Below are 23,842 nucleotides of genomic sequence, written 5' to 3' on the forward strand. Positions count from 1 at the left end.
ATGAGCGAACGCGAGTCGATGCCGTACGACGTGGTGATCGTCGGCGCTGGCCCGGCGGGGCTGTCGGCGGCGATCCGCCTCAAGCAAATCGCGGCCGAAAAGGGCGGGGAGATATCGGTCTGCGTGCTGGAAAAGGGCTCGGAGGTCGGCGCGCATATCCTGTCGGGCGCGGTCATCGATCCGCGCAGCCTCGACGAACTGATCCCCGACTGGCGCGACAAGGGCTGCCCTATGGCTGAGGTGCCGGTCACCGACAACCAGCATTGGGTGCTGACTAAGAAGCGCCGCTTCTCGCTACCCGACTTTATCTCGCCGGGCTTCATGCATAACAAGGGGACCTACACCGGCAGCTTGGGCAATCTGTGCCGCTGGCTGGCGGGGCAGGCCGAGGAGCTGGGCGTCGAGATTTTCCCCGGGTTCGCGGCAGCGGAAATCCTCTATGCCGACGACGGTACGGTGAAGGGCGTCGCCACCGGCGATATGGGTGTCGCGCGCGACGGCAGCCACAAGCCCGACTACCAACCGGGGCTCGAGCTCCACGCCAAGTACACCTTCTTTTCGGAAGGGGCGCGGGGGCACCTGACGCGGCAATTGGTCGACCGCTTCGACCTCCGTGCGCATTGCGAGCCGCAAGTCTATGGCCTCGGAATCAAGGAATTGTGGGACATCAAGCCGGAGAATTATGCGCCCGGCCGAGTCATCCACTCGCAGGGCTGGCCGCTCAGCGAGACCGGTTCGAATGGCGGCGGGTTCCTCTATCACCAAGCCAACGGGCAGGTCGCGTTGGGCTTTGTCACCTGGCTCAACTATTCCAACCCCTACCTCTCGCCGTTCCAAGAGATGCAGCGCTGGAAGACGCACCCAGCGATCGCGGCGATCCTGGAGGGCGGGAAGCGCGTATCCTATGGCGCGCGCGCGATTAGCGACGGCGGGTATCAATCGATCCCAAAGCTGGTGGTGCCCGGGGCGGCGCTGGTTGGCGACAGCGCTGGGTTCCTCAACGTGCCGAGGATCAAGGGCACCCATACTGCGATGAAGACGGGAATGCTGGCAGCCGAAGCCGCCTACGACGCCGTCACCGCCGGCCGCGAGGGCGACGAACTGACGAGCTACGGCACCGCATTCGATTCGAGCTGGGTCAAGGAAGAGCTCCGCGTCGTTCGCAACGTGCTCCCGCTCGTCGAGAAATATGGCGAAGGACTGGGCACGATCCTCGCCGGAATCAACATGTGGCTCGAAAGCTGGCGCATCCGCATGCCCTTCACGATGAAGCACCATCCCGACCACACGACGCTGTGGCGCAAGGACCAGGTCAAGCCGATCGCCTATCCCAAACCCGACGGCGTGCTGACCTTCGACCGGCTGGCGTCGGTGTTCATTTCGAACACCAACCACGAGGAGGACCAGCCAGTCCATCTGACGCTCAAGGACCCCGACATCCCGGTCGAATACGACCTGCCCATGTATGACGAGCCAGCGCAGCGTTACTGCCCGGCGGGGGTGTACGAGATCGTCGGCGAGGAAGAGGGTAATCCCAAGTTCGTGATCAACGCGCAGAACTGCGTCCACTGCAAGACGTGCGATATCAAGGATCCGACGCAGAACATCGTCTGGGTGGTGCCCGAGGGTGGGGGTGGACCCAATTATCCGAATATGTGACGCGCCGGGCAAGATGCAGCGAAGCTACATCGAGCCTCAAGGCGCGTCCGGCCGGCAGCGCATAGGCGCTGGCCGACGACGCGGCTTTGCCGCGGCGGGTCTTTGGAAGACCAAATGATCGCCGAACTCGCCCCCGCCAAGATCAACCTCGCGCTCCACGTCCGCGCGCGGCGGCCGGACGGCTATCACGAGATCGAGACCTTGTTTGCGTTCTGCCGCGACGGCGATAGCGTGACCGTCGCCGAAGCCGGCCACGACAGCTTCACGATCACCGGCCCGTTCGCCGATGCGCTGGCGGGGGAGAGCGGCAACCTGGTCCTCGCCGCGCGTGACGCGTTCGCCGCAGCGTTCGGCGCCCTGCCGCCGCTCACAATCACGCTCGACAAGCGGCTCCCCGTTGCATCGGGGATCGCCGGCGGGTCGGCCGATGCCGCGGCCATCCTGCGCGCGCTTGGACGGCTGCGCGGCGTCGTGCCCGAGGATATGGCGGAGATCGCGCTCGCGCTCGGTTCGGACGTGCCGGCGTGCCTGCTAGGGCGCAGCGCCTATGGCAGAGGGCGCGGCGAGCAACTGGAGCCGGTCGATGGCCTGGCCGGCCGCCCGATCCTCCTGGTCAATCCCGGCGTTGCGGTATCCACCGCGTCCGCGTTTGCAGCATGGGACGGCATCGACCGCGGCCCGCTCGTCGCCGACGCGGCAAGCCGCAACGACCTCGAAGCGCCCGCCCGCGCGATCGCGCCGGCGATCGGCGATGTGCTCGACCTGCTGTCGGCGCAGGTCGGCGCGACGCTCACGCGCATGTCTGGCTCGGGCGCGACGTGCTTCGCGCTGTTCGAGAGCGAACAAGCGCGAGCCGATGCGCACGCGAGCATCGCGCTCGCGCATCCGGATTGGTGGTGCCTCGAATCGGCGCTCGCGTGAGATCGGCTGCGGCGCTATGCCCGCCGCATCGCAAGACACCGTAATCTCGGGAAGGCGCACATGCGGATATCCAGCACGATCCTGCTTGCCCTTCCGCTGGCGGCGTGCGGCACCCAGGCCGATCGCGGCAGCTACGCCAACGCGGTCGACAACGCCCAGGCGCAAGTCACGAGCGACGAGAAGATTGACTGCGCCCCCGCCGGCACCCCCGACTTCGCGCGGAATTGCACGGTCGACCGAACGCAATCGGCGGAAGGGCTGACGCTGACCGTCCGCAACCCCGACGGCGGATTCCACCGGCTTCAAGTCGTCAACGACGGTCGCGGCGTGATCGCCGCCGATGGCGCGGAGCCGGCCAAGGTCACGGTGATCGGCGACGGTCGCATCGAGGTCGCGATCGGCGGCGACCGCTATCGCCTGCCCGCGACGGTGAAGGCCAAGGCAGCGAAGTGATCCCGATCGACGGCCAACCAATCCTGACCGCGGCGAAAATGCGTGCCGCGGAGGACCGCGCGATTGCGGCGGGCACGAGTGTGCAGGCGCTGATGGAGCGAGCCGGGGCGGCGGTCGCGGAAGCTGTGCGCCGATTAGCGGCCGGCGCGCCGGTGCTGGTGCTGTGCGGCCCGGGCAATAACGGCGGCGACGGCTATGTCGCGGCGCGCGTGCTGAAGGCCAACGGCGTATCGGTGCGCGTTGTAGCCAGCGGCGAGACCAAGAGCGACGCCGCAATCGCGGCGCGGCGTGCTTGGGACGGTCCGGTCGAATCGATCGCGGATGGCAAAGACGCGCCCATCGTGGTGGATGCTCTGTTCGGCACCGGCCTGTCGCGACCGCTCGATCCTGCGTTGCAAACCGCCCTCGGGCGGCTGACCCGAAGCGCCAACTTGTCATTGGCCGTCGATCTTCCGAGCGGTGTGACGACGGACGAAGGCGCGACGCCGGGCAACCTCCCGACGTTCGATATCACGCTTGCGCTAGGCGCGCTCAAGCCTGCGCACTTGCTCCAACCTGCCGCCGCCCAATGTGGCACCGTGCGGGTGCTCGATATCGGTCTCGGCGATATCTCGAGCCTGTGCCATGTCATCGCACGTCCCGACCTCGGCGCACCGCCGACCGACGCGCACAAATATTCGCGTGGGTTGGTGGTGGTGATCGGCGGCGCGATGCTCGGCGCTAGCGCGCTCGCGGCTGAGGCGGCGCTGCGCAGCGGTGCGGGTTACGCGTTGCTGTTCGCTGATGAGACGCCGCCCGGATCGCCGCATGCACTGGTTCGCAAGCCTTGGTCGCGCGACGCGTTGAACGAGGCGCTGGAAGCCAAGAAGGCCACCGCCATTGTCGTCGGCCCCGGCCTCGGGCGCGATGACGATGCCATCGCTAAGCTCGACGCCGCAATCGCGACCGATGGGCCGTTGGTGATCGATGGCGACGCGCTGCACTTGCTTGATGGCCCGCGCATGAAAGCGCTGACGGAACGCAAAGGCGGCACTGTATTTACGCCGCATGCCGGCGAGTTCAGGGCGCTGTTCGGCGACTACCAAGGCAGCAAGATCGAAGCGGCGCGACGCGCTGCTGCCAGCTCAGGCGCGACGGTCGTGTTCAAGGGCCCCGACACGGTGATCGCAACACCCGCCGGAGACACCCTTGTCGCGCCCGCAGCGAACAGTTGGCTGTCCACTGCGGGCACTGGCGACGTCCTCGCGGGCGCCGTCGGCGCGATGCTGGCAGCGGGCAAGGCGCCCGAGGCGGCCGTCTGGCTCCACGCCGAGGCGGCGCGGTGGCTCGGCGGCGCGTTCATCGCCGACGACCTGGTGCGCGAGTTGTCGGCGGTGCGGGGATCGCTGTGAGCGGTACGATTGTGCGAGTCGCGGCGCGTGGTGATGGCGTTACCGCCGACGGGCGCCACGCGGCGTTCGCGGCGCCTGGCGATACGCTCAATCAGAACGGCTCGGTCACGCCGGGCTCGCACCACCAGGTGCCGCCATGCCGCCACTTCCCCGAATGCGGCGGGTGTCAGCTCCAGCATCTCGACGATTCGAGCTATGCGCAGTTCATCGTCGATCGCATCGCCCGCGCGCTGGCCGCGCACGACCTCGAGGCCGACATTCGGGGGCCGATCCTGTCGCCGCCCAAAACGCGGCGGCGCGCGACGCTGCATGCCGAGCCGGGCGTGCAGATCGGGTTCAGCGCCGAGGCGAGCCATGCCGTCATCGACATGCGCGAATGCCATATCCTCGCGCCCGAACTGTTCGTCCTGGTGGCGCCGCTACGCAAACTGCTCGCGCGGCTCGGGTTGAGGCGGCGCTGCGATGTCCAGATGACGTTGTGCGATCAAGGCGTCGATCTCCTCGTCGGCATGCGAGCGGACGGGCTGACGGCGGCGGAGGCGATCATCGCCTTCTGTCAGCAGCATGAAGTGGCTCGCTTCGCAATCGACGAAGGGCTCGGCCCCGAAACGCGTTGGGAGCCCGAGCCAGTCACGGTGACACTTGGCGGCGTGCCTGTGCCGTTCCCGCATGGCGCGTTTCTCCAGGCGACCGCGGACGGCGAGGCCGCGTTGGTTGCGGCGGTGCGCCAGAGTTTGGGCGACGCCCGCACCGTTGCCGACCTGTTCGCCGGACTCGGCACCTTCGCGCTGTCGCTCGATGCCAGGGTCTACGCCGCCGAAGCAGCACGCGACGCGATCCTGTCGCTGAAGGGCGCCGCAGGCGGTGCCGGGCGGCAGGTGTTCGCCGACCACCGCGACCTCTACCGTCGGCCGCTAACCCTCGAGGAGCTCGGTCGTTTCGACGCGATCGTGCTTGACCCGCCCCGCGCCGGCGCGCGCGACCAGACGCAGGCCCTGGCTGCAGCGCGAACGCCGGTCATCGCCTATGTCTCCTGCAATCCCAGCAGTTTCTCGCGCGATGCTCTGATGTTGTGCGATGGTGGCTATCGGCTCGACTGGATCCAGCCGGTTGGCCAGTTCCGCTGGTCGACTCATGTCGAGCTGGCGGCGCGATTCAGCCGCTAAGGATAATCCGCACGGACGAAATACAGCCCGTCGGGCGGGGCGTTGAACCCCAATGCGCTCCGGTCCACCGCCTCCAGCGCCGTGTTGAGATCGGCCTTCGACCATTTCCCCTCGCCAACGAGCGCCAGACATCCGACCATCGACCGCACCTGGTGGTGGAGGAACGACCGCGCCGAGGCGAACACCGACAGCCGGTCGCCGTCGCGCGTCACGTCGAGCCGGTCGAGCGTCTTGACCGGGCTGTCCGACTGGCAATGCGCCGAGCGAAAGGTGGTGAAATCGTGCCGCCCGACCAGAACCTGCGCCGCTTCCTGCATCGCGCCGGCGTCGAGATCGTGCGGCACGCGCCACACCAGCCCCTTTTCCCAGGTCAGCGGCGCGCGGCGCATGGCGATGCGGTACTGGTAATGCCGCGCGATGCACGAAAAGCGCGCGTGCCAATCGTCGGCCACCGCTTCGCACGCCAGCACTGCAACCGGATCGGGTCGCAGCCGAGCGTTGAGCGCCTCCATCAACCGGAACCGCGCGATCGGCCGCGCAATGTCCACATGCGCGCGCATGCCGATCGCATGCACCCCGGCGTCGGTGCGCCCGGCGGCATGTGCCACCACCTCCTCGCCGGTAATGTCCTTCGCCGCGCGCTCGACCGCGGCCTGCACGCTCGGCCCATGGTCCTGCCGCTGCCAGCCCATGAAGGGGCGGCCGTCATATTCGAGCCGCAGCGCGAACCGAGTCAAAGGCGTGCACCGATAGGAATGGGGAATCCGCGGAGCAATTCCTGAGCAGTCATGACGCCACGTCCCGCCCGCTGGACGGTGTCAGGTCTGATCGCCCCGACGCCGCAACCAACCGCTAGTTGATCGTCGAGGACTAAGCCGGGCTCGGCCAGAAAGTTGATGTTTTCCGGATCATCTGGTGCGCTTTGTACTCTGGCCGTGTGGACTCTAATCCGCTCTCCGCCGTATTCGAACCAAGCGCCAGGCGCGGGATTGAAGGCGCGAATCTGTCGGTCGACTTGGCGCGCGCCTCGGTCCCAACGGACCCTAGCCTCGGCCTTGTCGACTTTTGATGCGTAGGTGACGCCGTCGTCGGGTTGAGCGACTGGCGGATATGCAGAGGGGTTATTTAGAACCCTGACCATTAGCTTAGCGCCGATCTGTGACAACCGATGGGAAAGAATACCCGCAGTGTCATAAGGGCCAATCGGCGTGCGCTCCTCGAGCAATACCGGCCCGGTATCGAGCCCCGCTTCCATTCGCATGATGCAAATTCCGGTCTCGGCGTCGCCCGCCAGGATCGCGCGCTGGATCGGCGCCGCACCGCGCCAGCGCGGCAGCAGCGATCCGTGGACGTTGAGGCAGCCGTGGGGCGGCGCATCGAGAATCGGCTGCGGGAGGATCAGGCCATAAGCGGCAACCACGGCAATATCGGCGTCGAGCGCGGTAAATTCGGCCTGCGCCTCGGCAGTTCTGAGCGACACGGGCGTCCGCACCTCGATGTTCAGCGCCTCGGCGCGTTGCTGTACCGGGGAGGCCACCAACTCGCGCCCCCGTCGCCCGCCCGGCCGCGGTGGCTGGCTGTATGCCGCCACGATGTCGTGTCCTGCGGCGACCAGCGCATCGAGCGTCGGCACCGCAAACTCCGGCGTTCCCATGAAGACGATCCGCATCGGCGTGCTTTGGGGGCGGCCGCGATCCAACTCAACCCCGCCGTCACCCGGGACTCGGTTCAGGGTCCATCTCTCCACAAGCGCTGACGTCGTTGATCGCGGTGGATGCTGAAACAAGTTCAGCATGACGGCGACGGTTTTAGACCCTATCTGTTCCCGCCATGGCATCGCAGGAAATCGAGGCGCTGACTCAGGCGCTGGCGCGACTCCCCGGCTTGGGGCCGCGATCGGCGCGGCGCGCGGTGCTGCATCTGCTCAAGAAGCGGGAGGGCGCGTTGGCGCCGTTGCTCTCGGCGCTCGAGGCGGTCGACCGGCGCCTCGCGACGTGCTCGACCTGCGGCAATATCGACACCAGCGACCCGTGCAGCGTCTGCGCCGACCCGCGCCGCGATCAGCGTAGCCTTTGCGTGGTCGAGGAAGTCGCCGATTTGTGGGCGCTCGAACGCTCGCGGCTGTTCCCGGGGCGCTACCATGTGCTGGGTGGGCGGCTGTCGGCGCTCGATGGCGTGCGGCCCGAGGATCTCGGCATCGGGCGGCTCGTCCAGCGAGTCGAGGCGGGCGGAATCGACGAGGTCGTGCTGGCGATGAACGCCACGCTCGAAGGGCAGACCACCGCGCATTACATCGCGGAGCGGGTCGAGCGCTTCCCGGTGCGCCTTACCCAACTTGCCCACGGGCTACCGGTGGGCGGCGAGCTCGATTACCTCGACGAAGGCACGCTCGCCCAGGCGATGCGCGCGCGACGGCCGATTGCTTGACGTCACCGATCGGGTTGACGCGAGGCAGGGGCTTTTCTAGCTCGCCCGCATGACGATCCTGACCATCCTCGAAGTTCCCGATCCCGGCCTGCGAGCCGTCGCCAAGCCCGTCGCCGCGGTCGACTCGGACATCCGCGCCACGCTCGCCGACATGCTCGAGACGATGTACGACGCGCGCGGTATCGGGCTTGCGGCGACTCAGGTGGGGATCGAGCAACGACTCGTCGTGATCGACCTGCAGGAGCCCGAGGAAGAAGGCGGCGACCCCGTGCGGCGTCCCGTGACGTTCATAAACCCGGAATTACTGTCGGTTAGCGACGAAACCTCGAAATACAACGAAGGCTGCCTGTCGATCCCCGAGCAATATGCCGAGGTCGAACGCCCGGCGCGCTGCCGAGTCCAATGGCTCGACGGCGACGGCGTTCGCCACGAAGAGGAAATGGACGGCCTGATGGCAACGTGCATCCAGCACGAGATCGATCATCTCAACGGCGTGCTGTTCACCGACCACATCTCGAAACTCAAGCGAGACATCCTGATGAAGAAGCTCGCCAAGCTGCGGAAGGCGGGCTGACCGCGCGCACGAAAATTCTCCTGTCCTACATCGCCTGTTCGATCTATGTTCCCCGGGGGTATGACCCAATCGCCGTTCCGCCACTATCCTGACCGCAGTCGCCATCGCGGTTTCCTCCGCGCACGCGCGCGCGTGAGTGCGAACATTGGGAACATTGGCGGACAGGCCCGATGACGATGGTGATCCTCGCGGCGGTCATCGCGCTGCTCGTCGGGCTGGCGCTGGGTTGGCTGCTCGCGTCGCGCCATGGGGTCGCCGAGCTTGCCGCGGCCAAGGTCCATGCCGACCAGCATGATTTGACGCGAAGACTGCTCATCGAAGTCACCGCCGAGCGCGATACCGCGATGCGCGCGCTCGATTCGCACCAGGCTGCGTCTCGCGAGCGCGAGGCGGGGTTCGAGGCGCGGATGGCGGAAATGGTGGCGGCCAAGGACGTGCTGGCACGGCAATTCGCCGAGGTCGGACAGAAACTGCTCGACGATGCGCAAGCGAAATTCCTCCAGCGCGCCGACGAACGCTTCAAGGAATCGGAAGCAACCAGCGGCCAGAGCCTGAAGGCGCTGCTCCAGCCGGTCCACGACCGCCTGCAACGCTACGAAGAAGGCGTCGCTAAGGTTGAATCCGAGCGGCGTGACGCATTCGGCACGCTCCACGGCCAGATCGAGGCGATGCGCACCGGCCAGGAATCGGTTCGCGCCGAGGCGTCGAAGCTGGTGAATGCGTTGCGCAACGCTCCCAAGGCGCGTGGCCGCTGGGGCGAGCAGCAGTTGCGCAACGTGCTCGAAAGCTGTGGCTTGAGCGAACATGCCGATTTCCAGACCGAAGTCAGCGTCGCGGACGGTGAGGGGGGGCGGCTGCGGCCCGATGTCATCATCCATGTGCCGGGGGGCAATTCGCTGGTGATCGACGCCAAGGTGTCGCTCAACGATTATCAGGACGCGTTCGGCGCGGACGACGACGCGGAGCGAGTCGCGGGGCTCGATCGCCACGTCGCGTCGATGCGCGCGCACATCAACGCGCTAGGCAATAAGGCCTACTGGTCGCAATTCCCGACGGCGCCCGATTACGTGATCATGTTCGTTCCCGGCGAGCATTTCCTGTCGGCCGCGCTCGAACAGGACCACAAATTGTGGGATTTCGCGTTCGAGCGGCGCGTGTTGCTGGCCACACCGACCAACCTGATCGCGATCGCGCGCACCGTCGCGGCGGTATGGCGGCAGGAGAAGCTCGCGGGTGAGGCGCGGCGGATCGGCGAACTCGGCAAGGAACTCTATGACCGCCTCGCCAAGGCGGCTTCCGACCTCAAGAAGGTCGGCGGCGGGCTGACCAGCGCGGTCAACAATTACAATGCTTTCGTATCGAGCTTCGAAAGCCGGACGCTGGTCACCGCGCGCAAGCTCAAGGACCTCAATATCGAGCCGGGCGCGCGCGAGATTGAGGATGTCGCTCCGGTCGAAACGCTGGCACGGTATGGCGATACACCACTGCTTGAAGACTCGGCCAACAAGGGGGAAAGCCAATGACGTTGCTCGCCGTGCTGTTGGCGCTCGCCGCTCCGCAGGCACAATCGATCGACGACGTACAATCGCCAAAGATCGATGCGGCGTTTCAGTCGATTACCGCGGGCCGGCCGCAGGAAGCGCTCGATGCGCTGGCTCCGGTGATTGTCGCCTATGAGGCCGACCAGGCGAAGGAGAAGCGGCACCTGTATTGCGGCATGTCGGTGGCCGAGACGATCGCCTACATGGCCTTGCCCGATCCGGACAAGAAGGGCGCGGTCGCCCTGGCTCCCGGTTATTGCACCGCGCTATATCTCAAGGGCTTCGCGCTGATCGACCTCAATCGGATCGCCGATGCGCGCGCGGTCTACCTACGCGTCGTCTCGCTGGCGCCGTTCCACGCCCATTTCCTGAGCGAACTGGGGCAAAGCTATCGCTATGACAAGAACTGGCCGATGATGCTGGACAGCTGCAAGCGCGCGGAGGGCGTGGTCGGCTTTGCCAGCGACGAGAGCAGGAAGAAGGAAACCGCGCTCGCGTGGCACTGCCAAGGCTATGCGCTGACCGAATTGGGCAAGCTCGATGAGGCAGAGAAGCTGTACCGGCAATGCCTCGAGCTCGATCCCGACGATGCTCACGCGAAGAACGAGCTCCTCTACATCGCCGAGCGGCGCAAGAAGACGACCTGACGCTTGCGCCGATTACGGAGATAGCGGATCGTTGAGCCGATCGATTCGTCGGAGTTGAGGCGATGATGGTACGAGCCGGTGCGTTGGTTTTGGCGCTTGGACTGTCGGCAATGGCGGCTTCGCCCGCGTCGGCGCAAACCGTGCGGCAACTGCCGCCGGGCCAATCGAGCGACACGCCTACGCGCGATAAGGACGCGCAGCGCGATCGCCATGTCGACACGGACTCGCGCGCCGACGCCGCACGTCGTGATGTTCCTTCGATCGCCACCCGTGGCCTGCCGCGCGGCGGATCGAGCTTCGACGCCAAGTTCGAGAGCGGGATGGCCGCGATCCGCGCGAAGGACCCCGGCAAGGCAGTCGAACTGATGCGCCCGGTGCTGGCCGATTTCGAGCAGCGATATGCCGGCGAAAAGCGCCAGATCTATTGCGCCGTCACACCGGAGCAGTCGGCCGCCTACCGCGCCGACGCTACCAAAGCGAGCCGCGAGGCAGTGACGATCGAGCCCGATTGGTGCCGCGCGCAATACGTCACCGCATTCGCGCTGATCGACCTCGAACGTTATGCCGACGCCACGGCGGCATTGCAGCGACTGGTGGGGTTCGCGCCACAAAGCTCCCGCTATCTCAACGAGTTGGGATATGGGTTGATGAAGCAGAAGAAGCTCACCGAATCGCTCGACGCCTATCGCCGGTCGGAAGCGGCGGCCGACCTGACGCCTGGACGGGTCAAGGAAGAGCGGTGCATCGCGCTCAAGGGGATGGGGTACGATCTGGTCGAGCTCGGCGACCTCAATGCCGCCGAGGCGGCGTATCGCAAATGCCTGATTGTCGACCCGGCCGACAAGGATTCGCCCGGCGAAATCGAATATATCCAGAAGCAACGCAAACTTACGGTCTAGCTTAGCCGCGAAGCTGCGCCAGCACCTCGTACGCCATCACCGCCGTCGCGACCGCGGCGTTCAGGCTGTCGGCCTTGCCCAGCATCGGCAGCTTGACCAGCACGTCGCACTCCGCCTCGTACGCCTCGGGCAGGCCCTGCGCCTCGTTCCCGGTGAGCAGGAACGTCGGCGCGGCATAGCTGGCGCCGCGATAGTCGGTGTCGGTCTGGAGGCTGAGCCCGACGAGCTGCGCCGGCCCGCTCCGCAGCCACGGCACGAATTCCTCCCAGCGCACTCGCGCGATCGGCACGGTGAACAGCGCCCCCATGCTCGCGCGCACCGCCTCGACCGAAAAGGGATCGACGCAATCGTCGATCAGGATCAGCCCGCCCGCGCCCACGGCGTCGCCGGTGCGCAGGATCGTGCCGAGGTTGCCCGGGTCGCGCAATCGCTCGGCGACGAGCCAGATCGGCGACGCATCGCGGTCGAGCTCAGCGAGCGGCGTGGTGAATTCGGGAAACACGCCGACCACCGACTGCGCATTGTCCTTGCCCGACAGCTTGGACAGGATGTCGTGGCTGGTCTCGATCGCCTCGCCGCCGGCGCCTTCGACCGCATCGATCAGCGTAACCGCCAGCGGATGCCTCGCGCCCTCGGCGGTGAAAAACAGGTAATGCGGGATTCGGCCCGCCTCGCGCGCTTCGGTGAGGATGCGCAGGCCCTCGGCGAGGAACAGCCCTTCCGCGCGTCGATGCTTCTTGTCGCGCAAGCTGCGGACGCGCTTGACCAATGTATTCGAAAAAGCGGTGATCTCGCGAGGCATCGGCGGCGTTTATCGGCTCACGACACCGCGATCCACGCGATGTTGGTCCAGGGCTGGACGTAGAATTCGCCGTCCTCGGCACCGCGCACGGCAATGCCGAGTTCGTCGGCCGCGATGATTGCGCGCTCGTTCGGGATCTTTTGCCCAGCGGTGCAGATTCGCGCCATCAGCACGTTGTTGTTGGCCGCCAGCGCATCGCGCAGCACTTCGAGCATTTGCAGTGTCTCCAGATCGTGTCGCAGCATTCGTCCTACTCGCGCCGCCCGGGTTCATTCCTCGCCGAACTTCGCCTCGACCAATTCGCACAGCGCGCCGACCGCGCCTTCGGCGCCGTCGCCGTCGGCGCTGATGGTGATCGTGTCGCCCATCGCCGCGCCGAGCATCATCAGCCCCATGATCGATGTGCCGGTGACACCGGGACCGTCCTTGACCACCGTAATTTCAACCGGCTGAGTAGAGGCGAGCGTCACGAACTTGGCGGAGGCGCGGGCGTGCAGGCCACGCTTGTTGGCGATCTGGACGCTACGGCTGACCGGCATTTAGGGTTCAAACTCAACTAGGATGGGGTCGTGACGGAGCCGATTTTGGTGTTGGGCTAGGAGTGAGGAGGGAGCGATGTTGAGACATCGTGACCGACGAAACGACAACGCCTGGCGCCAAAATCGGCCTGCCGCGAAGCGGTCGCCTGGACAAGCCCACCGAGCTTCGTCGCTTGCTGGCGCGCAGCGTCGGCTGCGCGGCTGCGCTGCGCTCCTCGTCGGTGGACTTGTCCAGGCGATCACGATCCCCATCCTAGTTGAGTTTGAACCCTACGCAGCGGCCTCGCCCAATGCTTCGGAGGCGACCGCGATATACTTGCGACCGGCTTCGCGCGCCGCGATCACGGCGTCGACCACCTTCATCGTCTTGCGCGCCGAGGCGAGGCGGATCAGCATCGGAAGGTTGATCCCGGCAATCACTTCGACTCGCCCGCGTTCGAGCAGCGAAATGGCGAGGTTGGACGGCGTGCCGCCGAACAAATCGGTCAGCAGGATCACGCCCTTGCCCGCCTCGACTTCGGCGATCGCCGCGGCGATGTCCGCGCGGCGCGCTTCCATGTCGTCGTCGGGGCCGATCGCAATCGCCGCGATCTGCGTTTGCTGGCCGACGACATGCTCCATCGCGGTCACGAACTCGGACGCCAGACGCCCGTGCGTCACCAATACCAGGCCGATCATGCTGTGCTTATTATCCCAAACCACTCCGCGGCGCACCCTCCAGCGAGTCTTGCGGCGCCGCGCCAAGATCACGATGCGCGACCGTGGGCGAAAACCCTGCGTCGTGCAACCGCCGAGCGACGCGGTCGGCGACATGGACCGATCGATGTCTCCCGCCGGTACAGCCGAACGCGATCGTCACATAGGCTTTGCCCTCGGCGCGGTAACGTGGGAGCAGCAGGATCAGCAGGTCTTCGATCTGGCGGATGGCTGCTTCATAGGCCGGGTCGGCCGCGACGTACGCCGCCACATCCGGGTCGAGCCCCGTGCCCGGCCGCAGCGCTTCGTCCCAGTGCGGGTTGCGCAGGAATCGCATGTCGAACACCAGATCGGCGTTGCGCGGCACGCCGCGTGCGAACCCGAAGGACATGACGGCAAGCGTCGGCTCGCCAAGCCCTTCGCCACCGAACGTCTCGCGAACCTGCTGCGCCAGCTCGTTTGCGGAAAGGTCGGTGGTGTCGATCAACCGGTTCGCCCAGCGCCGAAGCGGCGCGAGCAGTTCGCGTTCGCGCGCGATGCCGTCGCTGGCGGGGCGGTCGAGCGCGAGCGGGTGGCGCCGCCGTGTCTCCGAATAGCGCCGCTCGAGCTCGGCGCCGCTGCAATCGAGGAACAATGTTCCGATATCATATCCGTGATCGTCGCGCAGGCGCTTGATCCGTTTGACGATGCGCTCCGGGTCGAAGTCACGAGTCCGCGCGTCGATCCCGAGCGCGAGCGGGCGTTGGCCGTCTTCGGCGCCTTCCGCCGGCGGCGAGCCGAGCAGCCGGTCGAGCAAGCGCAGCGGCAGATTGTCGACCGTTTCCCAGCCGAGATCCTCGAGCGTGCGAAGCACCGTCGACTTCCCCGCGCCCGACAGCCCGGTGACGAGCAGGATTTCCTTGGCTTCGGTCATGCCTGCTCCGTCAATCTTGCCAGCGCCAGTTCGACCTTGATCGGCGCCGACGCCGGCTGCGGGTCGATCGCGACCATCGGCACGTCGATTCCGGCGATCCGGCGAGTTTCCCCGCGTTCCGGCATGCGCTCGACATCCCCCGACAGTTCGACGAGCAACGCTACGCGACTTTCGGCGACATGGGGAAGCGTGACGATACCCAATCCGCGCACCTCGATCTTGCCGGCGATCGTATCGGGCGGCGAAGCGACCAACGCGCCGTTCACAGCGCGGAGGCGGGTGTAGTCGTCGCTGACCAGAATCGCGCCGCGATCGATCAGCCGCAACGCGAGGTCGGACTTTCCGGCACCCGCCTCGCCCGCGATCAGCACCGCACGATCGCCGATCGCGACGGTCGACACGTGAAGCGTCTCGAATGGTGGATCGCCGGCGATGGTCAGCCTCCCGTCCGGCGAGGCGCGAGCGGCAGGCGGACCACGAAACGCGCGCCGCTCAAGCGATCCTCCCGCGATTCCGCCACGATGGTTCCCTGATGCCCCTCGACGATGGTCCGCGCAATCGCGAGACCGAGCCCCGAATGCTTGCCGAATGCTTCGCTTTCGGGGCGCGCCGACTGGAACCGGGCGAACACCGATTCGCGTGCCTCGGCGGGTACGCCCGGGCCTTCGTCCTCGACTCGCACGACCAATTCGCCGTCCTCGATCGTGGCGCCGACCACGATCAAGCCGTTGTCAGGGGAAAACGACATCGCGTTGTCGAACAGATTTTCGAACACGCGCTCCAGGCGCGCGCCTTCGCCCATCACCAACCGGTCGTGCGCGCGGTCGTCGAAGCGGAATCGCACGCCGCGCTCGACCCCCCGCGCATCGCGTTGCGCGATCAGCCCCGCGACGATCGCCGCCACGTCGACCGCATCGAACTTGGCACGGCTGAGCTGGGCATCGAGCCGCGACGCTTCGGCGATGTCGGTGATCAGCCGGTCGAGCCGGTGGACGTCGTCGCGCAGAATCGCGAGCAAGCGCTCTTGCAGCGCCGGATCCTTGACCGAACCCAGGCTTTCGAGTGCCGACCGCATCGAAGCGAGCGGGTTCTTCATCTCGTGGGCGACATCGGCGGCGAACGCTTCGGTGGCGTCGATCCGCGCGCGCAACGCCTGGCTCATGTCGCTCAGCGCGCGCGCCAGGCTGCCGATCTCGTCGCGGCGCGAGGGGAGGCGGGGCACCACCACTTCGCGCGCACGCCCCAGCCGCACGCGCACCGCGGCGCGCGCCAGCCGTCGCAACGGGCGGACGATGGTTCGCGCGAGGAACAGCGAGAGGAAGATCGAGACGAGGCTGACGATCGCCAGCACGACGCTCAGCCGAAAGCGCTCGCTGCGCACCGTTTGGGTGATGTCGCGCGCGTTGACCGTCGTCATCACCACCTCGCCGTCGCCGAGCGCGGCGGCGGCGGTGATGACCGGCGTGCGATCCGGCGCGCGCCACACCGTCGCGGGTGCTGCCTGCGTCGTCCGCGCGGTGCGGACGTCGGGCCATTCGCTGCCCGCCTGACGCTCGCGATAGAGCGGCGCACGCGGCGCGCCGACCACGGTATCGATCATCGCGTCGAGAAAGCGCGCAATCTGTTGCTGCCAATCCTGCGTGGTCGGGTCGAGCAACAGCACGTTGCGGAGGCCCATCGCGCGGGTGTCGCCGGTCAGCTTGCCGTCGGCGGCGAACAGGCGAATGCGCGTGCCCGTATCGCGCGCCAGCCGCAGCGTCAGCGCATTGCGATGATCGGGCGCGGCCGCGCCGATCGCGACCGCGATCAGCCGCGCTTCGCGGCTGGCCTGCGCGCTACGGCTGTCGAGGATTCGGCTGCGATACGAATCGAGGTAGAAGAACCCCCCGGCGAGCAGTGCCAGCGCAAAGATGTTAAGCGCCAGGATACGCGTGGTGAGTGAAATGCGCCCGGACCAGCGCAGCGACAGATCGCGGCCGGCACCGTCATCGATGCGGTCGGCGTCATTCCTCGGAGAAGCGATAGCCGGCGCCATACAGCGTTTCGATAGCGTCGAAGTCGGTATCGACTTCGCGGAATTTGCGGCGGACTCGCTTGATGTGGCTGTCGATCGTCCGATCATCGACATAGATGTCGTCGTGGTAGGCGGCATCCATCAGTTGATTGCGCGTCTTCACGACCCCCGGCCGCTGCGCCAGCGCCTCCAGGATCAGGAATTCGGTGACCGTCAGCGTGACGTTGTCGCCGCCCCAGGTCACGCGATGCCGCGCCGGGTCCATCTGCAGCCGTCCGCGGTCGATCAACGTTTCCGCGATCGTTTCGTCGCCCGGCGCTGCCTGCGCGAGATCGGTGCGGCGCAGGATCGCGCGGATGCGGGCGATCAGCAGGCGCTGGCTGAACGGCTTGGCGATGTAATCGTCAGCACCCATCGCGAGCCCCAGCGCCTCGTCGAGCTCGTCGTCCTTGCTGGTCAGGAAGATCACCGGGACCTGGTTCTTCTCGCGCAGGCGGCGGAGCAGCTCGAGGCCGTCCATCCGCGGCATCTTGACGTCGAAGATCGCGAGGTCGGGCGGATTGTCGACCAACGCCTTCAGCGCGGTCTCGCCATCCGAATAGACTCGGGTCAGGAACCCCTCCGCCTGGAGCGCGATCGACACCGAGGTCAGGATGTTGCGATCGTCGTCGACGAGCGCGATCGTTGCGGTCATGGCTTACGGGGTTAGTGCAAAGCCGCCAAGCGCTCAATGGCCGGTTTGACGCGGCACGGCCCGGCGGATATGCGCGCCGCCAATGGCCGCATTGCCATGCGCGGCAATCCTTAGGCAGAGGACTGACATAGTGAGCGAGCGTATTCCGGACGCCGGCCTCGAATCGCAGGGTATCGAGACGAGGGCCGATCTCCACTGGAACCTGGTGACCGCGCGGCTGGTGGACGCGGCGGTGCGGCGCGGCGAGGGCAAGCTTAGCGCCGACGGGCCGCTGGTCGTCGAAACGGGCCCGCACACCGGCCGCTCGGCGCAGGACAAGTTCACCGTCCGCGACGCCGAGACCGAGGACACCGTGTGGTGGGGCAAGTCGAACAAGGCGATGAGCCCGGAGCATTTCGCGGCGCTCAAGCACGACTTCATGGCCGCGCTGCGCGATCGCGAAGACCTCTATATCCAGGACCTGTTTGGTGGGTCGCAGCCGGAGTACCGCGTTCGGGTCCGCGTCGTGGCCGAGATGGCGTGGCACAATCTGTTCATCCGCACGATGCTGGTTCGCCCAGCGGCGCACGAACTCAAGGGCTTCGTTCCCGAATATACGATCATCGACCTGCCGAGCTTCCGCGCCGATCCCGCAAAACATGGCACGCGCACCGAGACCGTGATCGCAGTCAATTTCACCGAGAAGCTGATCCTGATCGGCGGCACGCGCTACGCCGGCGAGATGAAGAAGTCGGTGTTCGGGCTGCTCAACTATTTGCTCCCGCCTACCGGCGTGATGCCGATGCACTGCTCCGCGAACATGGCGCATGACGGCACCAACACCGCGGTGTTCTTCGGGCTGTCGGGCACCGGCAAGACCACACTCAGCGCCGATGCCAGCCGCACGCTGATCGGCGACGACGAGCATGGCTGGTCCGACGACGCCGTGTTCAATTTCGAAGGCGGCTGCTACGCCAAGATGATCCGCCTGTCGGAAGAAGCCGAGCCCGAAATCTTCGCCACCACCAAGCGCTTCGGCACCGTGCTCGAAAATGTCGTGATGGACCCGGTGACTCGCGTGCTCGATCTCGACGATCACACGCTCGCGGAGAATAGCCGTGGCGCCTACCCGATCGACTTCATCCCCAATTCGAGCGCCGAGAATATGGGCCCGGCGCCCAGCAACGTCGTGATGCTGACCGCCGACGCGTACGGCGTGCTCCCGCCGATTGCCAAGCTCACCCCCGACCAGGCGATGTACCATTTCCTGTCCGGCTATACGGCGAAGGTCGCAGGGACCGAGATCGGCGTGACCGAGCCCGACGCGACCTTCTCGACCTGCTTCGGCGCACCGTTCATGCCGCGGCATCCCTCGGTCTACGGCAATCTGCTCAAGGAGCGGATCGCCAAGGGCGGGGTCGATTGCTGGCTCGTCAACACGGGCTGGACCGGCGGCAAATATGGCGTCGGCAATCGCATGCCGATTAAGGCGACTCGCGCGCTGCTCAACGCCGCGCTCGACGGCAGCCTCAACAGTGCCGAGTTCCGCACAGATCCGAACTTCGGCTTCCAAGTGCCCGTCGCGGTGCCCGGCGTCGACAGCGCGATCCTCGATCCACGCGAAACCTGGACGGACAAGGCCGAGTACGACACCGCGGCGGCCCGGCTGGTCGACCTGTTCGTCGAGAATTTCGCGCAATTCGCGGACCATGTGGACGAGGGGGTGCGACAATGCGCCCCCCGCGCCGCCGCCACCGCGTAATTCACCATTGTCCCTCTCCCCGGAGGGGGAGAGGGTTGCGCAGACTTGGTCTTTGCGCAGCAAAGACTTAGTCGGAGCTGGGTGAGGGGTGAGCCGAGCGCAGCTCGGCGCGAGGCTTCGCCTCGCTCGACCCCTCACCCGACCTCCGCTAGGCAGCACCCGATCGCGCTTCCTAGCGGCGCCGGTTCGGCTTATCGTCGAACGCGCGCAACGAAAGGGAACTCATGTCGATCCTCGATGGCATTCTCGGCCAGGTCAATTCGAACCTCGATATCAAGAACATGGCCGCAAAGGTTGGGATCACGCCCGAGCAAGCCGAAGCGGCCGTCGCCGCGCTCGTCAAGGCGCATCCGGAACCGGGCAGCACCGTCGATAGCGCGGCTGCATCGACCGGACTCGATTCGGGGATTCTCGACCAGATCGTCGGTCATCTCGGTGGCGAAGGCGCGCTTGGTCATCTGTCGGGACTGCTCGGCGGAGACGCGGGCGGGATCATGGGCAAGCTGAGCGGGCTCACCGGCGGGCTGTTCGGCGGTAACTAGATCAGCGGCTCGACCAGCAACACGTTGCCCGCGGCACCAACGATCCGCACCTGCGCGCCGGCGGGCATGTCGAAGCCCTTGGCGGTCCAGGCACCGTCCCCGACGCGAACCCGGCCTTCGCCGCCGACGATCGGCTCCGACACCTCGACGATCCGCCCGATCAGCTTGGCGGTGCGGTCGTTCAGCCCGTGCGAGCCGGCAGTCGACGGGCTGCGATGATACCAGCGCCGCCCGGTCGCGACCGCGACGCCGCTAAACGCGGCAAATAGCAGCGCCTGGACGATCACGTGGAGGTCCGGCCCCGCCAGCACGACCAACCCCGTCACCGCCGCGCCCGCCGCGACGAAGATCAGGAAGAAGCCGGGGGCGATCAGCTCCATGATCGCCAGCACCAAAGCCGCAACCAGCCACAGCGCGCCGACGCTGAAGTCGATGCCGAACAGATTCATTGTTGCCCCCTAGTCGAGGGCACCGATCCGGCGCCCGACGGCCGCGCCGCATCGCCCAGCGCTTCCTTGGCGAGCTCGCCGATCCCGCCCAGCGTGCCCATTAGCTGCGTCGCTTCGACCGGGAACAGGATAGTCTTGGCATTGGGCGAGGTGGCAAACATGCCGATCGCCTCGACATATTTCTGGGCGATGAAATAGTTGATCGCCTGGGTACTACCGCCTTCGATCGCGTCGGACACCATCTTGGTCGCTGCGGCCTCCGCCTGCGCGGAACGCTCGCGCGCCTCGGCGTCGCGGAACGCGGCTTCCTTGCGGCCCTCCGCCTCGAGGATCTGCGCCTGCTTCAAGCCTTCGGCGCGATTGATCTCGTTCTGACGCGCTGCTTCCGATTCGAGGATCGTCGCGCGCTTCTCGCGCTCTGCCTTCATCTGGCGAGTCATCGCGTTGACGATGTCGGCGGGGGGCCGGATGTCCTTCAATTCGACGCGCGTGATCTTGACGCCCCACGCCTCGGTGGCGTGGTCGACGACGGACAGCAATCGCGCGTTGATCTCGTCGCGCTTCGACAGCAGTTCGTCGAGGTCCATAGACCCCATCACGGTGCGCAGATTGGTCGTCGCCAGCTGCATGATCGCAACGTACAGGTCGCTGACCTCGTACGCGGCCTTGGCGGCGTCGAGCACCTGGAAGAACACGACGCCGTCGACGGCGACCATCGCATTGTCCTTGGTAATGATCTCCTGCCCCGGAATGTCGAGCACTTGCTCCATCATGTTCACGCGCCGGCCGATGCGGTCGAAGAACGGGACGATGATGGTCAGACCGGGTTGCGCAACATTGGTGAACTTGCCGAAGCGCTCGACCGTGTATTGGTAACCCTGACGCACGACCTTCACGCTGCTGAGCAGGTAGATCAGCACGATGAACGCGACGAGCGCGGCGATGACGAGACCCATGAAAACTCCCCCGAGATATATGGGCATATCCTAGCAGAACCCGCGCGGCGTTATAGCGAAATGCGACACGAAGCTGGCGCGGTGCACAGGTGTTGGTTACATGGCTCGCCAACCTGCGATTCGAGGGATTGGCGCTTTCATGGACATCCGGCTCGGCCTGACCTTCGACGACGTTCTGCTGGTGCCGGCGGAATCCGAAGTGCTGCCGAGCGAGGCGCAGACCCACACGCGGCTGACTCGCGACATCGCGCTGTCGATCCCGATCGTGTCGTCGGCGATGGACACCGTGACCGAAGCGGACATGGCGATCGTCATGGCCCAATTGGGCGGGATCGGCGTGCTCCACCGCAATTTGTCGGTCGACGAGCAAGTCGCGGCGGTGCGCGCGGTCAAGCGCTACGAAAGCGGCATGGTGGTGAATCCCATTACGATCGCCCCGACCGCGACGCTGGCTGAAGCGCAAGCGCTAATGACGCACCACAAGATCAGCGGCATTCCGGTGACCGAGAAGAATGGGAAGCTGGTCGGCATCCTGACCAACCGCGACGTTCGCTTCGCCGGTAACCCGAAGCAGCCGGTCAGCGAACTGATGACGAGCGAGAACCTCGCCACGGCGGCCGTCGGCGTCGGCCACGAGCAGGCGCGGTTGCTGCTCCATCAGCGGCGGATCGAGAAATTGCTGGTGGTCGACGAAGACTATCGCTGCGTCGGGCTGATCACCGTCAAGGATATCGAGAAAGCGGTCAATTATCCCGACGCGACAAAGGATTCGACTGGCCGGCTTCGGGTTGCGGCGGCGACGACCGTCGGCGACAAGGGCTATGATCGCACCGCGGCGCTGGTCGATGCCGAGGTCGACCTGATCGTGATCGACACTGCGCATGGCCATAACCGCGACGTTGCGCGCGCGGTCGAGCGGGTAAAGAAGCTCAGCAATTCGGCTCAGGTGATCGCCGGCAACATCGCCACCGCCGAAGCGGCCAAGGCGCTGATCGGTGCGGGCGCCGATGGTATCAAGGTCGGAATCGGTCCGGGGTCGATCTGCACCACCCGCGTGGTGGCCGGGGTCGGCGTGCCACAGCTGACCGCGGTGATCGACTGTGCCGAAGAAGCCGCCAAATCGGGCGTGCCGGTGATCGCCGACGGCGGCATCCGCACCTCGGGCGATATGGCGAAGGCGTTGGCGGCGGGCGCTTCGACCTGCATGATCGGGTCGCTGCTCGCGGGCACCGAGGAAGCGCCTGGCGAGACGTTCCTGTATCAGGGCCGGGCGTACAAATCGTATCGCGGCATGGGGTCGGTCGGCGCAATGGGCCGCGGCTCCGCCGACCGCTATTTCCAGGGCGACATCAAGGATCAGATGAAGCTGGTGCCAGAGGGGATCGAAGGCCAGGTCGCATTCAAGGGCCCGGCGCGCGACGTCATCCACCAGCTCGTCGGCGGCATTCGCGCGGCGATGGGTTATACCGGATCGCGCACGCTCGACGATCTGCGCCAGCGCGCGCGGTTCGTTCAGATCACCGGGGCGGGGCTCAATGAGAGCCATGTTCACGACGTGACGATCACGCGCGAAGCCCCGAACTACCCCAGCCGATGACGAGCCGACGGTGACTCCAGGCGCGCGCACGCAAGCCGCGATCGAAATTCTCGACCAGGTGATCGAAGCCGCGCGCGGCGGGGGCGCTGCGGCCGATACGCTGATCGCGCGCTATTTCGCGGCGCGGCGCTATGCAGGATCGAAGGACCGTCGGGCGGTGCGCGAACTGGTCTACGCCGCCATCCGCCGCGCCGGCGAAGTGCCCGAGAGGGGGCGCGCGGCGATGGTCGGGTTAGCGCGCGACGACAGCGCGGTCGCGGCGATGTTCGATGGATCGCCGCACGGGCCGGCGCCGATCGCTGCGGACGAGCCGGCAGCGAAGGCAGGGACTGCACCCGCCTGGATCGGCAAGCGCTTCAAGGCGTCGGGCATCGATGCTGCGGAGGCCGCTGCTTTGGTCGAACGCGCGCCACTCGATCTGCGGGTGAACCTGCTCAAGTGTGCCGACCCCGCTACGCTGTTTGGCGATCTCGGCGCGGAACGCCTTGCCGATCTCCCGCAAGCCCTTCGGCTGCCGTCCGGCACTTCGATCGAAGCAAGCGAAGCGTTTCGCGATGGGCTGGTCGAGGTGCAGGACGCCGGCAGCCAGGTGGTGACGCTCGCCGCGAAGGCCGCGCCCGGCGTGACGGTGATCGATCTCTGCGCGGGCGCGGGCGGCAAGTCGCTCGCGCTGGCGGCTATGATGGCGAACGCGGGCGTCGTGCTCGCAACCGACACCGACCGCGGCCGCCTGTCGCGGCTCCCGCCGCGCGCCGAACGCGCCGGTGCCTCGATTATCGAGACCCGGCTACTCAATCCCAATGCCGAGGCCGAGGCGCTGGCGGACTGGCGCGACCGCGCCGACGTCGTGCTGATCGACGCGCCCTGCTCGGGCACCGGCACCTGGCGCCGCAATCCGGAGGCGCGCTGGCGGCTGACCCCGACGCGGATCGAACGATTGGTCGACACGCAACGCCGTCTGCTCGGCATCGCGGCGCCGCTGGTGCGCCCCGGTGGCGCGCTCGTCTATATCGTCTGTTCGCTGCTCGACGAGGAAGGGGCGGGGCAGATCGACCGCTTCCTTGTCGATCATCCCGGCTGGGGCGTCGAGGAACCGATTGCGCAAGGGCGACCCCGCGGACAGGGCAAACGGCTCACCCCGCTCCACGACGCTACCGATGGCTTTTTTGTCGCACGCCTGATCCGCGCATGCTAGCCGGCTGACACTGTGCCTCGTGTGGA

At 66.5% G+C, this 23,842-nt stretch carries 26 protein-coding genes; 14 read left to right on the plus strand and 12 right to left on the minus strand.

The window, feature by feature from the left end:
- The 5 genes from VH326_RS04040 (at position 1) to VH326_RS04060 (ending at position 5,590) form a co-directional block, all read left to right on the plus strand.
- A complete protein-coding gene (locus VH326_RS04040; RefSeq protein ID WP_329630506.1) occupies positions 1-1,659 on the plus strand; it encodes an electron transfer flavoprotein-ubiquinone oxidoreductase in 1,659 nt (552 codons plus the stop codon).
- A 114-nt stretch (positions 1,660-1,773) separates the two neighbouring features.
- Positions 1,774-2,580: a 4-(cytidine 5'-diphospho)-2-C-methyl-D-erythritol kinase gene (locus VH326_RS04045; protein ID WP_329630507.1), complete on the plus strand. Its 807-nt coding sequence runs from the start codon at positions 1,774-1,776 to the stop codon at positions 2,578-2,580.
- Between the two features lie 60 nt (positions 2,581-2,640).
- On the plus strand, positions 2,641-3,033 hold the full coding sequence (locus VH326_RS04050) for a hypothetical protein (protein WP_329630508.1): 393 nt from the start codon (positions 2,641-2,643) through the stop codon (positions 3,031-3,033).
- On the plus strand, positions 3,030-4,424 hold the full coding sequence (locus VH326_RS04055; protein WP_329630509.1) for an NAD(P)H-hydrate dehydratase: 1,395 nt from the start codon (positions 3,030-3,032) through the stop codon (positions 4,422-4,424). Before VH326_RS04050 ends, VH326_RS04055 begins: the two co-directional genes overlap by 4 nt.
- A complete protein-coding gene (locus VH326_RS04060) occupies positions 4,421-5,590 on the plus strand; it encodes a class I SAM-dependent RNA methyltransferase (RefSeq protein WP_329630510.1) in 1,170 nt (389 codons plus the stop codon). The genes VH326_RS04055 and VH326_RS04060 overlap by 4 nt, the downstream gene beginning before the upstream one ends.
- On the opposite strand, the gene truA is transcribed toward VH326_RS04060, so the two are convergent.
- A complete protein-coding gene (truA, locus tag VH326_RS04065) occupies positions 5,587-6,327 on the minus strand; it encodes a tRNA pseudouridine(38-40) synthase TruA (RefSeq protein WP_329630511.1) in 741 nt (246 codons plus the stop codon). The two genes, VH326_RS04060 and truA, sit on opposite strands and share 4 nt — an antisense overlap.
- The gene (fmt, locus tag VH326_RS04070; RefSeq protein ID WP_329630512.1) at positions 6,324-7,259 is read right to left on the minus strand and encodes a methionyl-tRNA formyltransferase; all 936 of its coding nucleotides are present in this window, start codon (positions 7,257-7,259) and stop codon (positions 6,324-6,326) included. The genes truA and fmt overlap by 4 nt, the downstream gene beginning before the upstream one ends.
- 161 nt (positions 7,260-7,420) lie before the next feature.
- Here fmt and recR point away from each other — a divergent pair, with 161 nt between their 5' ends.
- From recR to VH326_RS04095, 5 genes are all read left to right on the plus strand, one after another.
- Complete coding sequence (gene recR, locus VH326_RS04075; RefSeq protein WP_329630513.1) at positions 7,421-8,017, plus strand: recombination mediator RecR; 597 nt, start codon at positions 7,421-7,423, stop codon at positions 8,015-8,017.
- Between the two features lie 49 nt (positions 8,018-8,066).
- Complete coding sequence (gene def / locus VH326_RS04080; protein ID WP_329630514.1) at positions 8,067-8,591, plus strand: peptide deformylase; 525 nt, start codon at positions 8,067-8,069, stop codon at positions 8,589-8,591.
- A 170-nt stretch (positions 8,592-8,761) separates the two neighbouring features.
- Positions 8,762-10,114, plus strand: coding sequence for a DNA recombination protein RmuC (locus VH326_RS04085; RefSeq protein WP_329630515.1), 1,353 nt, complete (start codon positions 8,762-8,764; stop codon positions 10,112-10,114).
- Positions 10,111-10,779, plus strand: a complete 669-nt coding sequence (locus VH326_RS04090; RefSeq protein ID WP_329630516.1) for a tetratricopeptide repeat protein — start codon at positions 10,111-10,113, stop codon at positions 10,777-10,779. The genes VH326_RS04085 and VH326_RS04090 overlap by 4 nt, the downstream gene beginning before the upstream one ends.
- Before the next feature lie 62 nt (positions 10,780-10,841).
- Positions 10,842-11,678, plus strand: a complete 837-nt coding sequence (locus VH326_RS04095; RefSeq protein WP_329630517.1) for a tetratricopeptide repeat protein — start codon at positions 10,842-10,844, stop codon at positions 11,676-11,678.
- 1 nt (position 11,679) lies between these two features.
- On the opposite strand, the gene VH326_RS04100 is transcribed toward VH326_RS04095, so the two are convergent.
- The 8 genes from VH326_RS04100 to VH326_RS04135 form a co-directional block, all read right to left on the minus strand.
- A complete protein-coding gene (locus VH326_RS04100) occupies positions 11,680-12,480 on the minus strand; it encodes an RNA methyltransferase (protein ID WP_329630518.1) in 801 nt (266 codons plus the stop codon).
- Between the two features lie 17 nt (positions 12,481-12,497).
- Entirely contained in the window at positions 12,498-12,725 is a 228-nt protein-coding gene (locus VH326_RS04105) for a hypothetical protein (protein WP_329630519.1), read from the minus strand.
- A gap of 24 nt (positions 12,726-12,749) precedes the next feature.
- Positions 12,750-13,019 carry an HPr family phosphocarrier protein gene (locus VH326_RS04110; RefSeq protein WP_329630520.1) on the minus strand — a complete coding sequence of 90 codons (270 nt, stop codon included), beginning with the start codon at positions 13,017-13,019 and terminating at the stop codon, positions 12,750-12,752.
- Positions 13,020-13,289: 270 nt separating this feature from the next.
- Complete coding sequence (locus tag VH326_RS04115; protein WP_329630521.1) at positions 13,290-13,697, minus strand: PTS sugar transporter subunit IIA; 408 nt, start codon at positions 13,695-13,697, stop codon at positions 13,290-13,292.
- 10 nt (positions 13,698-13,707) lie between these two features.
- The gene (gene rapZ, locus VH326_RS04120) at positions 13,708-14,628 is read right to left on the minus strand and encodes an RNase adapter RapZ (protein ID WP_329630522.1); all 921 of its coding nucleotides are present in this window, start codon (positions 14,626-14,628) and stop codon (positions 13,708-13,710) included.
- Entirely contained in the window at positions 14,625-15,062 is a 438-nt protein-coding gene (locus VH326_RS04125) for an HPr kinase/phosphorylase (RefSeq protein WP_414714250.1), read from the minus strand. Before VH326_RS04125 ends, rapZ begins: the two co-directional genes overlap by 4 nt.
- A gap of 2 nt (positions 15,063-15,064) precedes the next feature.
- Positions 15,065-16,663 (minus strand): sensor histidine kinase, encoded by a 1,599-nt coding sequence (locus VH326_RS04130; RefSeq protein WP_329630524.1) that lies wholly within the window; start codon positions 16,661-16,663, stop codon positions 15,065-15,067.
- Positions 16,632-17,336 carry a response regulator transcription factor gene (locus VH326_RS04135; RefSeq protein WP_329630525.1) on the minus strand — a complete coding sequence of 235 codons (705 nt, stop codon included), beginning with the start codon at positions 17,334-17,336 and terminating at the stop codon, positions 16,632-16,634. Before VH326_RS04135 ends, VH326_RS04130 begins: the two co-directional genes overlap by 32 nt.
- Before the next feature lie 130 nt (positions 17,337-17,466).
- On the opposite strand from VH326_RS04135, the gene VH326_RS04140 reads away from it, so the two are divergent.
- Together VH326_RS04140 and VH326_RS04145 are read left to right on the plus strand one after the other, a co-directional pair.
- A complete protein-coding gene (locus VH326_RS04140; RefSeq protein WP_329630526.1) occupies positions 17,467-19,077 on the plus strand; it encodes a phosphoenolpyruvate carboxykinase in 1,611 nt (536 codons plus the stop codon).
- Positions 19,078-19,301: 224 nt separating this feature from the next.
- Positions 19,302-19,619 (plus strand): hypothetical protein, encoded by a 318-nt coding sequence (locus VH326_RS04145; protein WP_329630527.1) that lies wholly within the window; start codon positions 19,302-19,304, stop codon positions 19,617-19,619.
- Here the strand turns inward: VH326_RS04145 and VH326_RS04150 are convergent.
- On the minus strand, positions 19,616-20,068 hold the full coding sequence (locus tag VH326_RS04150; protein ID WP_329630528.1) for an NfeD family protein: 453 nt from the start codon (positions 20,066-20,068) through the stop codon (positions 19,616-19,618). The genes VH326_RS04145 and VH326_RS04150 overlap by 4 nt on opposite strands.
- Positions 20,065-21,024 (minus strand): SPFH domain-containing protein, encoded by a 960-nt coding sequence (locus VH326_RS04155; RefSeq protein ID WP_329630529.1) that lies wholly within the window; start codon positions 21,022-21,024, stop codon positions 20,065-20,067. The genes VH326_RS04150 and VH326_RS04155 overlap by 4 nt, the downstream gene beginning before the upstream one ends.
- Positions 21,025-21,163: 139 nt before the next feature.
- On the opposite strand from VH326_RS04155, the gene guaB reads away from it, so the two are divergent.
- Both guaB and VH326_RS04165 read left to right on the plus strand, forming a co-directional pair.
- Positions 21,164-22,621, plus strand: a complete 1,458-nt coding sequence (gene guaB / locus VH326_RS04160; RefSeq protein ID WP_329630530.1) for an IMP dehydrogenase — start codon at positions 21,164-21,166, stop codon at positions 22,619-22,621.
- Between the two features lie 10 nt (positions 22,622-22,631).
- Positions 22,632-23,816 carry an RsmB/NOP family class I SAM-dependent RNA methyltransferase gene (locus VH326_RS04165; RefSeq protein ID WP_329630531.1) on the plus strand — a complete coding sequence of 395 codons (1,185 nt, stop codon included), beginning with the start codon at positions 22,632-22,634 and terminating at the stop codon, positions 23,814-23,816.
- The last annotated feature ends 26 nt before the right edge of the window (positions 23,817-23,842 follow it).

Source organism: Sphingomonas sp., assembly GCF_036269755.1.
In the GTDB taxonomy this organism is placed as follows: domain Bacteria; phylum Pseudomonadota; class Alphaproteobacteria; order Sphingomonadales; family Sphingomonadaceae; genus Sphingomonas.